This window comes from Pseudoxanthomonas sp. GM95, assembly GCF_900109775.1.
Taxonomy (GTDB): domain Bacteria; phylum Pseudomonadota; class Gammaproteobacteria; order Xanthomonadales; family Xanthomonadaceae; genus Pseudoxanthomonas_A.
Window position 1 is genome coordinate 377,674 of sequence record NZ_FOAX01000004.1, and the last position, 13,585, is coordinate 391,258.

The following is a 13,585-nucleotide window of genomic DNA, read 5'->3' on the forward strand; positions in this document are numbered from 1 at the left end:
CATCCATGACCACACTGCTCATCGCTGACGATCACCCCTTGTTCCGTGAGGCCCTGCGCGGCGCCGTGCAGCGGGTGCTGCCGGGGGTGAACCTGCATGAGGCCGACAGCGTCGATGCGCTGTACACGCTGGTCGAGGCCAATCCGGATGCGGACCTGCTGCTGCTGGACCTCAACATGCCCGGCGCGCACGGCTTCAACGCGCTGGTGCACCTGCGCGCCCTGCATCCGCAGCTGCCGGTGATCGTGGTGTCCGCGCGCGAGGAGCCGGCGGTGATGCGTCGTGCCCTGGACCACGGCGCGATGGGCTTCATTCCGAAGTCGGTCGATTCGGACACCATCGGCGAGGCCATCGGCTCGGTGCTCGATGGCGAGCGCTGGGCGCCGGAAGAAGCCCACAACGCCCCGGCCATCGGCCGTGACGAGCACGAGGTCGCCCAGCGCCTGCGCGATTTGACGCCGCAGCAGTTCCGCGTGCTGCAGATGCTCGGCGCCGGCCGCCTCAACAAGCAGATCGCCTACGACCTGGGCGTGTCCGAAGCCACCATCAAGGCCCACGTCACCGCGATCCTGCGCAAGCTGGGCGTCACCAACCGCACCCAAGCCGTGCTGATGGCCGGGCGCCTGTCGGTCGACCCGGACGGCCTGATCCCGCCGCCGGAAGACCAGGAATAACCCCGGCCCCGGTGGCCATCCCTGCATGGATGACGCTGCCGCCTTTGCCTCGCTGATCGGCGAGGCCTTCGCCGACTACCACGCCCAGTTCGCGGCGATCACCCAGCGCGCGCGACGCCGCTTCGAACAGCGCGACTGGCCCGCCGCCCGCGCCGATGCGGTCGAGCGCATCGCCCTGTACGACGCCTGCGTGGACGAGTGCCGCCTGCGGCTGCAGGCCGTCCTCGGACAGCGCGCCTTCGACCGCACGCTGTGGCAGGCCATCCGTGACCGCTACGCCAAGCTGATCGACGCGCAGATCGACCGCGAGCTCTACAAGACCTTCTACAACACGCTGAGCCGGCGCTTCTTCAAGACCCACGGCGTGGATGCGCAGGTCGAATTCGTCGCGCTGGATATCGCGCCCACCGATGCCATCACCCATCCCGTCGCGCGCCACAGCTATGCGGTCTCGCTGAAACAGCCGACCGAGACCTTCGAGCGCGTGCTGGGCAACTACGCCTTCGACGTGCCCTACGCGCATCGCACCCGCTGCGCGGCGGCCGTGGCGGTGCGCCTGCAGGACGATCTTGCCCACTGGGGCCAGGACCCGGTGCGGGCGATCGAGCTGCTGGACACGGTGTTCTATCGCGAACGCCGCGCGTACCTGGTCGGCCGCGTGCTGGGCGAATCGCGCTTCTCGCCGTGCGTGATCGCGCTGATCCATGACGAAGCCGGCCTGCGCGTGGACGCGGTGCTGACCCGGCGCGCGGATGTGGCCCAGCTGTTCGGTATCTCGCGCAGCTATTTCCAGGCCGACCTGCCGACGGTGGGCGATGCGGTGGTGTTCCTGCGCACGCTGCTGCCGCACAAGCCGATCGATGAGCTCTACACCGTGCTGGGCCGCGCCAAGCAGGGCAAGACCGAGCGCTTCCGCACCTTCTACAGCCACTTCAACGAGCGGCCCAACGAGCAGCTGACCCAGGCCGACGGCACGCCCGGCATGGTCATGGCGGTGTTCACCCTGCCCAGCTATCCGCTGGTGTTCAAGCTGATCCGCGATCGCTTTGCCGAGAGCAAGCAGGTGACCCGCCAGGACGTGCTGGAGCGCTATGCGCTGGTGTTCAACCGCGACCGCGTCGGCCGCCTGCTGGACGCACAGCCGTATCGCTCGCTGCGGTTTCCACTGGCACGGTTCGCGCCGGGATTACTGGAGGAACTGCGCAGCACCTGCGCCAACAGCCTGGTGTTCGAAGGCGACGATGTGATCATCGCGCTGTGCTACGTGCAGCGTCGATTGCGCCCGCTCAATCTCTACCTGCGCGAGCAGCCGGCCGAGGCCGCGCGCGCCGCCGCGCTGGAATACGGCCAGGCCATCGTCGACATGGCGCGCAACAACATCTTCCCCGGCGACATGCTGCTGAAGAACTTCGGCGTGTCGCGGCATGGGCGCGTGGTGTTCTACGACTACGACGAAGTGCGGCTGATCACCGACTGCGCTTTTCGCGACTGGCCAAAGGCGCAGAACGAGGAGGACCAGATGTCGGCCGAGCCCTGGTTCCATGTCGCACCGGGCGATGTCTTCCCCGAGCGCTTCGCCCAATTCATGGGCCTGCCGCAAGCGCTGGCCAAGACGGTGCAGGCGGTGCACGGGCAGCTGTTCGACGCGGGCTGGTGGCGGGCGCTGCAGGCCGACCTGGCGCAAGGACGTTACCCCGACACCCCGCCGTATCTGCCTTCGCTGCGAGTGGCCTGAACTGCGCGCATCGCGACGCGTGCGTGACGCCAAAACTTGATTGACGGTCTTCAGATGCGGGCAGAAAATGCGCGCACCTGACGCGCGGCCAGCTCACGCGTCGGCCTCTCACCGCAGGACTTTCCTTCCATGCCCAGCGACCCTTCCAGTCGATCTCGCCTGCCGTCAACGGTGGCCGTGCGCTGAGCCTTCGCTGGTTCGGCGGGGCTGCCGTTGCGGCAGGCCCCAACAGGCCGTTCCAGATGAACCTGACGCGTTTCTCCTTCAAGGCTGCCGACCAAGCGGCACTGCACTTGCAAGCCTTCCGTTCCCTCAACACCGCAGACGTGGTCGAGCGGCTCAACCGGCTCAAGCCGGCCGTGGCGGGCGCGGCATTCACCGGCCTGGCCGACGACCGTGCCATCAACGTCCTGGAGCAGCCGGAGCTGCAGCGCGCGCCGCAGCTGCTGCAGGCGCTGGCGCCCGCGCGCCAGGCAGCGCTACTGGAAGGCATGGCCGACGATCGCGCCGCCGACCTGGTCCAGGCCTTGGAACCGCAGGCCCAGGCCATCGTGCTCTCCGACCTGGCGGCGCTGGCGCCGGCCAGTGCGCACGCGGTGCAGAAGCTCATGCGCTATCGCCCGCGCACCGCCGGCAGCCTGATGACCACCGAGTACGTCGCCGTGCCCGCCGACTGGAGCGTGGCCCAGGTGCTGGACCATGTGCGTGAAGTCGAGCGCAAGCGCGAAACCGTCTACGCCATCCACGTACTGCGCCCCGGCAGCGACGTGCTGCAGCAGGTGGTCACCCTGCGCCGGCTGATCACCGGCCAGGCCGGCGACAACGTGCTCACCGTGGCCCAGGTCAATCCGCCGGTGACCGTGTCGCCACTGACTGACCAGCAGGAGGTCGCGCGCCTGATCCGCCGCCACGACCTGCTTTCGATCGCGGTGGTCGACGAGCAGCAGCGGATGCTCGGCATCGTCACCGTGGACGACATCATCGACACGATGATGGCCGAGGGCACCGAGGACGCGCACAAGTTCGGCGGCATGGAAGCACTGGACGCGCCGTACATGCAGATCGGCTTCTGGCAGATGATCCGCAAGCGCGCCGGCTGGCTGTGCGCGCTGTTCGTCGGCGAGATGCTGACCGCCTCGGCCATGCAGCACTTCGAGGGCGAGCTGGACAAGGCGCTGGTGCTGACCTTGTTCATCCCGCTGATCATGAGCTCGGGCGGCAACTCCGGTTCGCAGGCGACGTCGCTGCTGATCCGCTCGCTGGCCCTGCGCGAACTCACTTTGCGCGATTGGTGGCGGGTGGGGCTGCGCGAGCTGCCGACCGGCATGCTGCTGGGCGCGATCCTGGGCGTGATCGCGATCGTGCGCGTGGCGGTGTGGCAGACCGCGGGCATCTACGACTACGGCCCGCACTGGATGCTGGTGGCGCTGACCGTGGGCGCGGCGCTGGTCGGGATCGTGACCTTCGGTTCGCTGTCTGGGTCGCTGCTGCCGTTCCTGCTGCAGCGGTTGCGGTTCGATCCGGCCAGTGCGTCGGCGCCGTTCGTGGCGACGCTGGTGGATGTCACGGGGTTGGTGATTTATTTCAGTATTGCGTTGGCGATTTTGTCGGGGACGTTGTTGTAGCACTGGCTTGTTCTTGGGTGCTTTCGAAGCGAAAGCTTTCGTGCGGCTTCGCCGCCCGACCTACTTTCTTGCTCGTGCAAGAAAGATAGGCAAAGAACACGCCTCCAGGCGGCGCGCCCTCGCTTCGCGAGGGTCCGCTGCGGGGTGAGGGATTTTTGGAAGGGACATCCTTGTCCCTTCCAAAAACACCGTGCATCCATGCACGGTGCCCTGCGGGTCTTTCCTCGTCCCTTCGCCGTGCCTCATGGAGGTTGTAAGCAAGAGCGCGAGCAAAAGCTGAGGCAAAGGCAAAAGCGCTTGACCTGTTGCTTCCGGGAATGCGGCCGCCTTCATGCAGCGCGTCATGCGGTGCACGCGTCGGGCCGTGTAACGTGTCGGGCGACGCCACGTTGGCATGTCGTACGCATCGCATGAGCACCTATCGCCTCAAGTCCGTGTTCGCCCCGCAGTCGATCGCCATCATCGGCGGCAGTCCGCGCGAGCGTTCGGCGGGGCGGGCGGTGGTGCGCAACCTGCGGGCGGCGGGCTTCCCGGGCAAGATCGCCTGGGTCAATGCGCGCTACGGGCAGATCGATGGCATGGCCACGGTGCGCGAGCTGGCCGACCTGGATTACGTGCCGGACCTGGTGATCGTCACCGCGCCGGCGCCGATCGTGCCGCAGGTGGTGGCCACCGCCGCGCAGCGCGGCGTGGCCGCAGCGATCATCCTCACCGCCGGCCTGGGCGAAGGGCCCGGCTCGCTGGCCGAAGCCACCGAACGGGCCGCGCGCGTGCACGGCCTGCGTATTCTCGGCCCGCACTGCCTGGGCGTGATCGCCCCGCACGCCAAGCTCAATGCCAGCATCGCCGCGCACACGCCGCTGCCGGGCGATCTCGCACTGATCTCCGAGTCCTCGGCCATCGCCGCGGCGCTGGTGGAATGGGGCGTGCAGCACCAGGTCGGGTTCTCGGCGGTGGTCTCGCTGGGCGATGCGCTGGACGTGGATTTCAGCGACCTGCTCGACCACTTCGCGACCGACTACCGCACCCGCGCGATCCTGCTCTATGTCGAGTCGATCCAGGACGCGCGCAAGTTCATGTCGGCCGCGCGCGCCGCCGCGCGCGCCAAGCCCGTGGTGGTGGTGAAGTCCGGCCGCGGTCGCAGCGCCGGCGGCGCCACCCACACCCAGACCCTGGCGCGCCCCGATGCGGTCTACGACGCGGCCTTCCGCCGCGCCGGGCTGCTGCGCGTCGGCGCGCTGGACGAGCTGTTCGCCGCCGCGCAGACGCTGGGCCGGCTGGGCACCTTCCCCGGCCGGCGGCTGGCGATCCTGTCCAACGGTGGCGGCGTGGGCCAGCTCGCACGCGACCAGCTCGGCACACTCGGTGGCACGTTGGCCAACCTTTCCGGCGCGACCGTGGACCGGCTCGACCGCGCCCTGCCCGACTGGTCGCGCGACAACCCGGTGGACATCGTGGTCGACGCCGACGGCGAGCGCTACGCCGCAGCGATCGAGGCGCTGCTGGCCGATGCCGAGAACGACGCGGTGTTGGTGGTCAACGTGCCCACCGCCTTCACCTCCTCGGCCGATGCAGCGCGCGCCTTGACCCGCAGCGTCGGCGAGCGGTCCCGCCACAGCCGCGCCAAACCGGTGTTCGCGGTCTGGCTGGGCGGCGGCGAGGCCGCACTGTCGGCGCTCAACGCCGCGCACATCCCCAACTACGCGACCGAGTCCGATGCGATCGCCGGCTTCATGCATCTGGTGCGCTACCGCGAGGCGCAGGCGGCGCTGATGGAAACGCCGCCCAGCCTGCCGGAAGATTTCGTCGTCGACACCGCCGCCGCGCGTGCGATCGTCGAAGCCGCATTGGCCGACGGCCGCCAGTGGCTGGATCCGATTGCGGCGACGAATGTGCTGCGCGCCTATGGCATTCCGACCGCACGCATCTGGGCGGCGGCCGATGCCGATGCGGCGGTCAAGCTGGCCCAGCCGCTGCTGGACGAAGGCCTGCCGGTGGCGGTGAAAGTGCTCTCGGCCGACATCACCCACAAATCCGATGTCGATGGCGTGCGCCTGAACCTGGTCTCGGCCGAGGCCGTGCACGCAGCCACTTCGGCCCTGATCGAACGCGCGCGCCGCTTGCGTCCGGATGCACGCATCGATGGCGTGGTGGTGCAGCCGACGGTGCTGCGGCCCAAGTCGCGTGAGCTGATCGCCGGCATCGCCGACGATGCGGTGTTCGGCCCGGTGATCGTGTTTGGCCGCGGCGGCACCGCGGTCGAAGTCATCGACGATGTCGCGCTCGCCTTGCCGCCGCTGGACCTGCGCCTGGCCCATGAGCTGATCGGCCGCACCCGCGTCTCGCGCATCCTCAAGGCCTATCGCGACGTGCCCGCGGCTGACGAGCGCGCGGTGGCGCTGGTGCTGGTCAAGCTGGCGCAGCTGGCCGCCGACATCCCGGAGATCCGCGAGCTGGACATCAACCCGCTGCTGGCCGACCGCGATGGCGTGGTGGCAGTGGACGCGCGCATCGCCGTGGCCCGCTCGCGCCAGCTGCACAAGGGACGCGGCCATCCGCGCCTGTCGATCTTTCCCTACCCGAAGGAATGGGAGCGCCGGATCGCGCTGGGCGATGGCAGCAGCGCATTCGTGCGGCCGGTGCGGCCGGAGGACGATGCGCTGTTCCGTGCGTTCTTCGCGCGCGTCACCGACGAGGACCTGCGGCTGCGCTTCTTCCAGTCGGTCAAGCATTTCAGCCACGAGTTCATCGCGCGCCTGACCCAGCTGGATTACGCGCGCTCGATCGCCCTGGTGGCGATCGAACCGAACAGCGGTGAGATGCTCGGCGCGGTCCGGCTGCTGGCCGATGCCGATTACGACCGCGGCGAGTACGGCATCCTGATCCGCTCCGACCTCAAGGGCGCGGGGTTGGGCTGGCAGCTGATGCGGATCATGATCGAGTACGCGCACTGGCAGGGCCTGCGCATGGTCGAAGGCCAAGTGCTGCGCGAGAACCGCACCATGCTGGCCATGTGCCAACAGCTGGGCTTCACCCTGAAGCCCGATCCGGACGATCCTTCGATCACCAACGTCACCCTGCCGGTCGGCACGCAGGCGCGTCCCGCCTGACGCAACGCGGCGCGAAGCGCGTGTGACTTCACGCTCCTGCGTGTTGCCCCTGTCGCCTGTCATGGTGTGCGCGGTAGGCTGCAGGTTGAGACGTCCCCTGCCCCGCGCGGCGCAGGGACGCGGGGCGTGAGAGGGGTGTGTGTGATCCGGGTTTCGATCATGGGGTCTGATGTCCAGACCGAAGTGGCGCTGATGCGTCGTCTGCAGCGCATTGCCGCCTTGCCGGCCGAAGGCCTGTCCATGGGTTACGAGGTGGAGGCCTGCGACCTGCTGATCGTGCAGGACACGCCGGCCTTGCGTGCCTCCGGCCAACGCTTGCGGCAAGCCAAGCCTGCGCGCCCGGTGTGGCTGATGGCGCTCGGCGGGCGCCTGTCCGATCCGACCCAAGGCCCGGCGCCACTGAGCGAGGACGCGATCCGGCAGGCGCTGCAGGCGCTGTACGCGCCGCATGCGGCCGAAGCGATGCCGGCGGCTTCGCTGCGCACGCGGCCGCCGTTCGCCGACCAGTTGCGTGCTTTGCTGGCCGCGCACGAGGGCCAGGCCGTGCTCTCACTCGATGGCGTGGACGTGCTGCGGCTGGATTTCGCCCAGTCCACCGCGCAGCCGCTGCATAGCGCGCGCGCGGCGGCCGACAACCTGCCTGGACTGCTGGGGCCGGGGTTCGAACGTCTGGTCCTGCGCGTCGGTGACACTGCCGCGCCCGGCGGCGATGCACCGCGCCTGCCGCTGACGCCACTGCTGTGGCAGACCGCGCTGCGCATGCGCATGGTGCCCACGCCGATCGCGCCGCTGACCGAGGCCACCGCGCTGCGCATGACCCAGTGGCCGGACTTCCGCGTGCTGGCGCATCGGCACGACGACTTCCGCCTGTGCACGCTGCTGCTCAAGCAGGCCTGCACAGCCACCGCCGCGGCCGCGCTGCTGGAGATCGATGCGGGCGCGGCCTGCGCCTTCTTCAACGCCGCCTACCTGAGCGGCTATGCCACGGTCGAAGCCATCGAGACGCCATTGCCTGCACCGGCTGAGGCCCGCCCGCGTTCGCGCCTGGCCCGCCTGTGGCGCGGCATGCGCGGCGGTGGCCGGAGGCGTGGCGATGACTGAGACCCGGATCGTGGTGGTCGGTGAACGCGGCAGCGGCAAGCAGGCGCTGCTGGACGGCTTGTGCGGCCAGGCCGGTGGCGCGGCGCTGGATGCCAACACGGCCGAAGTCGTGCTGGCCGGCGGCGATCGCCTGCACGTGCGCTGCCTGGCCAGCGTCCCGGATGCCACGGCGCTGGAAGGCGTCGATGGCCTGATCGCCCTGGTCGATGCGGCGGCCGTCGAAGCCGAAGCCCAGCTTGCCATCTGCATGACGCTGCTCGCCGGACCGGCCGCGGCGCTGCCGGCGGTGCTGGGGATCTCGCGGGTGGACCTGCATCCGGACTGGGACATGGCCGCGACCCTGGCCACGCTGGCCCGGGCCGGTCACGCGCTGCCGGTGGTGCCCTTCGATGCGCGCGATCCGGCCCAGGGACTGATGCTGCTGGACGTGCTGGTCAGCCAGATCGAAACCGACGGCCTGGTTACCGGCGCGCGTTGAGACCGCCGCCGTGGCGGGGCATGACGCGACCGTCATGCCCTGGCATCGTCCCGGCCAGCGTGGGTTTAACGCGCGGCTGGTAGCTTGGCGCTGTGTCTTGGGGCGATGCCGCCCGCCGGCACGCCACGCGCAGCCGCTGCGCTCTTTCGAAGGTCGTCCCGCATGAACGCCGCCACCGTCCTGTCCCTGTTGCTGCTGGCCACCCCGCTCACCGCACTCGCCCAGACCAGCCCGCTGGACCTGAAGCTCAAGGACAACACCACCACCTCCGGCGATCCGCCCGGCACCTATTACGGTGACCACAGCGGTCCGGTGGTGAAGGACACCAGCACGCCGCGCTCGGAGCTGGACGACGGCAAGGCCCACCTCCATGGCAGCTTCACCACCGGCATGGGCTACTCCAAGGGCTACGGCAGCAGCACCTACAACGCGGCCGACATCAACATCAGCAAGGCCTTCACCAGCGACTCCGGTCGCACCAGTGTCATGAGCATGGACATCCATGTCAGCAAGAGCGATGGCCCCGGCTATGGCCCGTACGGGTACGGCGGCTACGGTGGTTACTACGACCGGCCGGGACCGCGCACCGCCGGCGGCGCGTCCATGCGCTGGTCGCAGGACGCCGCGGAGTGACAATGCCGTCACTCCAGGGAGTTTCTGAACCCCTGGCCCGGCTTTTCCATTGACCCAGCGCGGCTGCGGCCGCGACAATCCCCCACAGAAGGGGAGTAGCTCCCACGCGCTGTGATCGTCACTACGGGCCTTGTGCCCCGGTCCAGCGGCAACCGGCCTGAATCCATCAGCCGGCTGTGAGCGAGACCTTCGCCGCAACGGCGAAGGTATGTGCCCCGGATCTCCCCCAAGAAGATTCCTTCCGCGCAGACTGGACTCCGTCGCTCCCGTCCTTTGGCTTATGCGTGGAGAAACGTGATGCAGACAATTGCAAACCCCTGGTTGTGGGGTGGATTCGTGGTGGTGGTGATCGCCGCCCTGCTGGCCGACCTGGTGTTGATGCGCCACGGCGGCCCGCACAAGGTCACCTTCAAGGAAGCGGTGTGGTGGTCGATCGGCTGGGTTGCCCTGGCGCTGGCCTTCAACGGCGGCCTGTGGTGGTACCTGCGCGAGACGATGGACATCGCCAGCGCCAACCGCATCGGCCTGGAATTCCTGACCGGTTACCTGGTCGAGAAGTCGCTGGCGGTGGACAACATCTTCGTCTTCCTGATGGTGATGACCTATTTCGCCGTGCCCGAGGAACAGCGCCAGCGCGTGCTGGTGATCGGCGTGCTGGGCGCGATCTTCCTGCGCGCCATCATGATCTTCGCCGGTGCAGCGCTGCTGACCCAGTTCCATTGGCTGCTGTACGTGTTCGGCGCGTTCCTGCTGTTCACCGGCATCAAGATGTGGTTCTCGGCCGGCGCCGAGCCCGACCTTGAATCCAATCCGGCGCTGAAGTTCATGCGCAAGCACCTGCGCCTGACCGACGGCTATGAAGGCAATGCGCTGTCGGTCAAGCGCGACGGCAAGCGCTGGTACACGCCGATGTTCATGGTGCTGATCCTGATCGCGGTGACCGACGTGATCTTCGCGGTCGACTCGATCCCGGCGATCTTCGCCATCACCACCGACCCGTTCGTCGTGCTGACCTCGAACGTGTTCGCGGTGCTGGGCCTGCGCGCGATGTTCTTCCTGCTGGCCGGCATGGCCGACCGCTTCCACCTGCTGCCCTACGGCCTGGCGGTGATCCTGGTCTACATCGGTACCAAGATGCTGGTGATCGACTTCATCAAGATCCCGGTGCTGGTCTCGCTGGGCGTGGTGTTCGGCATCCTGGCCATCACCGTGTGGCTGAGCCTGGCCCGCCCGCCGAAGCCGGAAACGCACGCCTGATCGTGTTTCAAGCTGAGTGACCGCGCGCCGCGGCGTTCCACACACGGAACGTCGCGGCGCGCTTGTTTTTGCCCCACGGTGGCGCCATCGAAGCGTGCATGGACGCCCATCATCCCGACGACCCGCGTTTCGATGCCACCGCGCAAGGCCAGGCGGATCGACGCCGGCTGCTGCGCGCGTTCAACCTGTCGCTGGGCTTCATCCTGCTGCTGGTGCTGGCGTACTCGGCGCAGGGCAGTTTCGACTGGCGCCCCTTCGCGATTGCACCGCATGCGGCCGAAGGCCTGGTCGGCATCCTCACCGCGCCGCTGCTGCATGGCTCGATCGAGCACATCGCCTCCAATGCCATCGCCTTGCTGATGCTGGGCACGCTGGCCGGCAGCGTCTATCCGAAGGCGACCGTGCGCGCGTTGCCGGTGCTGTGGATCGGCTCGGGCCTGGGCGCGTGGTGGCTGGGCGACGTGGGCACACGCCATCTGGGGGCGAGCGGCCTCGGCCACGGCTTGATGTTCCTGGTGATCGGGCTGGGCGTGCTGCGGCGGGATCGCGCTGCGATCGCCACCGGCTTCATCGCCTTCCTGTTCTACGGCGGCATGCTGCTGACGGTGCTGCCGCGCGAGCCCGGCGTGTCGTGGCAGGCGCACCTGGGCGGCGCAGTCGCCGGACTGATCGCGGCATGGTGGTTCCGGCGCAGCGATCCGCTACTGCCGCGCAAGCGCTACAGCTGGGAGCTGGAGGAAGAACAGGCCGCGCCGGCCTTCGACGACGAGGCCGACACGCTCGAACCGCCCTCGCCGCGCGAGGTGCCGGTACTGTGGGACCGGCCCGCGGCGACGCCCGGCGTGGTCCTGCCCTTCCCCACGCGCCCGGCGTCCATCCTCGAACCGGATGACAAACCGCAGCGGCTAGACTGACCGCGTCCCCCGCTCATTCGTTGCCGCATGCCTGTTGTCGCTGGTCGCCTGACCCTGTCCTGCCTGCTGCTGGCCCTCGCCGGCTGTATCGCCACTCCCGCCCCCCGCGCGCCCACCACGGCCACCGCCGAGGTCAGCCAAGCCAAGGCCGTCGGCTATCTGGCCAAGGACGCCTTGCCTGACAGCCTGAAGCTGCTGCCGGCGCCGCCCGCGCCAGGCTCGGCTGCCTTCGCCCTGGACCAGGCCGTGATGCAGCAGGCGCTGGCCCTGCACGACAGCCCGCGCCTCGCCCAGGCCCATGCCGATGCGGACCTGAGCTTTCCGGTCGGCGCCAACCAGTTCGCCTGCGCGCTGGGGCTGGACGTCACCCAGGCCGCCACGCCGCACCTTTACCACCTGCTCGAACGCAGCCGGATCGACGTCAGCGCCGCCACGCGCGCAGCCAAGGACGCCTACAAGCGGCCGCGTCCATTCCTGTCCAACCAGGCGCCGACCTGCACGCCGGAAGACGACCAGCACCTGCGCAGCAGCGGTTCGTATCCGTCCGGCCACAGCGCCATCGGCTGGGCCTGGGCGCTGATCCTGGGCGAACTCGATCCGGCCCGTGCCGACGCGCTGGCCGTGCGCGGGCGCAACTATGGCGAGAGCCGGCTGGTGTGCAACGTGCACTGGAACAGCGACGTCAGCGAAGGCCGCGTGCTGGCGTCGGCCGTGGTCGCGCGCCTGCATGACGATGCCGGCTTCCGCGATGACCTGGCCGGCGCACGGCTCGAACTGCAGCAGGCCCAGCGCCAGCCGCATCCGGTGACCTCGCGCGACTGCGCCAGCGAAGCCGCCCTGCTGCCCATCAAACCCGAGGATGCCCGATGAACGTATTGCGCCTGATCCTGTCCGCCGCGGTGCTGTCGCTGGGCGCCTGCGCGAGCGCGGGCCAACCGCTGGCCGATCCGCCACCGCCGCCGGCCTTGAAGCTGATCGGCTACGTCACCAACGGCAGCAGCCTGCCGCCGATCAGCGCGCGCAAGCTGGACGTCATCAACTTCGCCTTTGCCGTGGTCAATCCGCAGCACCGCGTCTATCTGCCCGACGCCGATGGCCCGCGCACGCTCGACGGCCTGGTGAAGCTGCGCAAGGACAACCCGGAACTGAAGATCGTGCTGTCCATCGGCGGCTGGAGCGCGGGCAATTTCTCCGAAGCCGCGGCCACGCCTGAAGCACGCACCGCGTTCACCGACAGCGCGATGGCGCTGCTGCGCGCGCATGACCTGGACGGCCTGGACATCGACTGGGAATACCCGACCCTGGACGACGCCGGCATCAGCGCCAGCCCGGACGACAAGGCCAACTTCACTGCACTGCTCAGCCAACTGCGCACCGCGCTGGACGCCGAAGGCACCACGAGCCATCGGCAGTACCTGCTGAGCATCGCCGCCGCCGAAGGCCGCTTCGCCTCCGGCCTGGACCTGCCGCGGATCGCGCCGCTGCTGGACTGGATCAACCTGATGACCTACGACTTCCACGGCAGCCTGACCCCGACCACGGGCCACGCCGCCGGGCTGGGGGCATCGAAGCTGGACCCCGACCACGCACGCAACGGTATCGCCGCGGCCCAGTACTTCCTCGATGCCGGCGTGCCAGCCAAGAAGATCAACCTCGGCATGGCGTTCTACGGGCGCCGCTTCGGCGATGTCACCGACGCGCAGCACGGCCTGTACCAGCGCTTCGACAGCGATGGCGGCTTCATTTCCTACGGCGAGATCGTGCAAGGCGGGCTGCTGCAGCATGGCTTCACCCGCTACTGGGATGCCGATGCGCAGTCGGCGTGGCTGTGGAATCCGACCACCCGCCAGATGATCAGCTACGACGATCCGCAGGCGCTGCAGGCCAAGGTGCGCTTCGTACGCGAACACGGCCTGGGCGGGGTTATGTACTGGGAATACCGCCAGGACGATGGCGAGGCGCTGCTGGACGTGGTGCGCGAGGCGATCGACGCCGGGCCTTAAGCCTCACGCGCCACTGAGCGCGCGCTGCGTAGGGTGGGGCGCCCCTGCCCTCCAT

At 68.9% G+C, this 13,585-nt stretch carries 11 protein-coding genes; all 11 read left to right on the forward strand.

Going from position 1 to position 13,585, the window contains the following annotated elements; genetic code table 11:
• Positions 1-5: 5 nt before the first annotated feature.
• The 11 genes from BMZ17_RS19625 (at position 6) to BMZ17_RS19675 (ending at position 13,530) form a co-directional block, all read left to right on the forward strand.
• Positions 6-674 (forward strand): response regulator transcription factor, encoded by a 669-nt coding sequence (locus BMZ17_RS19625; protein ID WP_093144012.1) that lies wholly within the window; start codon positions 6-8, stop codon positions 672-674.
• A 25-nt stretch (positions 675-699) separates the two neighbouring features.
• Positions 700-2,409, forward strand: a complete 1,710-nt coding sequence (aceK, locus tag BMZ17_RS19630; RefSeq protein ID WP_093143765.1) for a bifunctional isocitrate dehydrogenase kinase/phosphatase — start codon at positions 700-702, stop codon at positions 2,407-2,409.
• Between the two features lie 242 nt (positions 2,410-2,651).
• Entirely contained in the window at positions 2,652-4,034 is a 1,383-nt protein-coding gene (gene mgtE / locus BMZ17_RS19635) for a magnesium transporter (protein WP_093143768.1), read from the forward strand.
• A 410-nt stretch (positions 4,035-4,444) separates the two neighbouring features.
• On the forward strand, positions 4,445-7,144 hold the full coding sequence (locus BMZ17_RS19640; RefSeq protein WP_093143772.1) for a bifunctional acetate--CoA ligase family protein/GNAT family N-acetyltransferase: 2,700 nt from the start codon (positions 4,445-4,447) through the stop codon (positions 7,142-7,144).
• 159 nt (positions 7,145-7,303) lie between these two features.
• Positions 7,304-8,245, forward strand: coding sequence for a hypothetical protein (locus tag BMZ17_RS19645; protein WP_093143775.1), 942 nt, complete (start codon positions 7,304-7,306; stop codon positions 8,243-8,245).
• The gene (locus tag BMZ17_RS21405; RefSeq protein WP_093143778.1) at positions 8,238-8,723 is read left to right on the forward strand and encodes a hypothetical protein; all 486 of its coding nucleotides are present in this window, start codon (positions 8,238-8,240) and stop codon (positions 8,721-8,723) included. Before BMZ17_RS19645 ends, BMZ17_RS21405 begins: the two co-directional genes overlap by 8 nt.
• Before the next feature lie 162 nt (positions 8,724-8,885).
• Positions 8,886-9,356 (forward strand): hypothetical protein, encoded by a 471-nt coding sequence (locus tag BMZ17_RS19655; protein ID WP_093143781.1) that lies wholly within the window; start codon positions 8,886-8,888, stop codon positions 9,354-9,356.
• A gap of 297 nt (positions 9,357-9,653) precedes the next feature.
• Positions 9,654-10,613, forward strand: coding sequence for a TerC family protein (locus BMZ17_RS19660; RefSeq protein ID WP_093143783.1), 960 nt, complete (start codon positions 9,654-9,656; stop codon positions 10,611-10,613).
• 98 nt (positions 10,614-10,711) lie between these two features.
• Positions 10,712-11,527, forward strand: coding sequence for a rhomboid family intramembrane serine protease (locus tag BMZ17_RS19665; RefSeq protein WP_093143785.1), 816 nt, complete (start codon positions 10,712-10,714; stop codon positions 11,525-11,527).
• A 27-nt stretch (positions 11,528-11,554) separates the two neighbouring features.
• On the forward strand, positions 11,555-12,397 hold the full coding sequence (locus BMZ17_RS19670) for an acid phosphatase (protein WP_093143788.1): 843 nt from the start codon (positions 11,555-11,557) through the stop codon (positions 12,395-12,397).
• Positions 12,394-13,530, forward strand: coding sequence for a glycoside hydrolase family 18 protein (locus tag BMZ17_RS19675; protein ID WP_093143790.1), 1,137 nt, complete (start codon positions 12,394-12,396; stop codon positions 13,528-13,530). Before BMZ17_RS19670 ends, BMZ17_RS19675 begins: the two co-directional genes overlap by 4 nt.
• The last annotated feature ends 55 nt before the right edge of the window (positions 13,531-13,585 follow it).

Coding starts and splice junctions, on each gene's coding strand:
- BMZ17_RS19625 (WP_093144012.1), top strand. CDS start 6: ATGACCACACTGCTCATCGCTGACGATCACCCCTTGTTCCGTGAGGCC.
- aceK (WP_093143765.1), top strand. CDS start 700: ATGGATGACGCTGCCGCCTTTGCCTCGCTGATCGGCGAGGCCTTCGCC.
- mgtE (WP_093143768.1), top strand. CDS start 2,652: ATGAACCTGACGCGTTTCTCCTTCAAGGCTGCCGACCAAGCGGCACTG.
- BMZ17_RS19640 (WP_093143772.1), top strand. CDS start 4,445: ATGAGCACCTATCGCCTCAAGTCCGTGTTCGCCCCGCAGTCGATCGCC.
- BMZ17_RS19645 (WP_093143775.1), top strand. CDS start 7,304: ATGGGGTCTGATGTCCAGACCGAAGTGGCGCTGATGCGTCGTCTGCAG.
- BMZ17_RS21405 (WP_093143778.1), top strand. CDS start 8,238: ATGACTGAGACCCGGATCGTGGTGGTCGGTGAACGCGGCAGCGGCAAG.
- BMZ17_RS19655 (WP_093143781.1), top strand. CDS start 8,886: ATGAACGCCGCCACCGTCCTGTCCCTGTTGCTGCTGGCCACCCCGCTC.
- BMZ17_RS19660 (WP_093143783.1), top strand. CDS start 9,654: ATGCAGACAATTGCAAACCCCTGGTTGTGGGGTGGATTCGTGGTGGTG.
- BMZ17_RS19665 (WP_093143785.1), top strand. CDS start 10,712: ATGGACGCCCATCATCCCGACGACCCGCGTTTCGATGCCACCGCGCAA.
- BMZ17_RS19670 (WP_093143788.1), top strand. CDS start 11,555: ATGCCTGTTGTCGCTGGTCGCCTGACCCTGTCCTGCCTGCTGCTGGCC.
- BMZ17_RS19675 (WP_093143790.1), top strand. CDS start 12,394: ATGAACGTATTGCGCCTGATCCTGTCCGCCGCGGTGCTGTCGCTGGGC.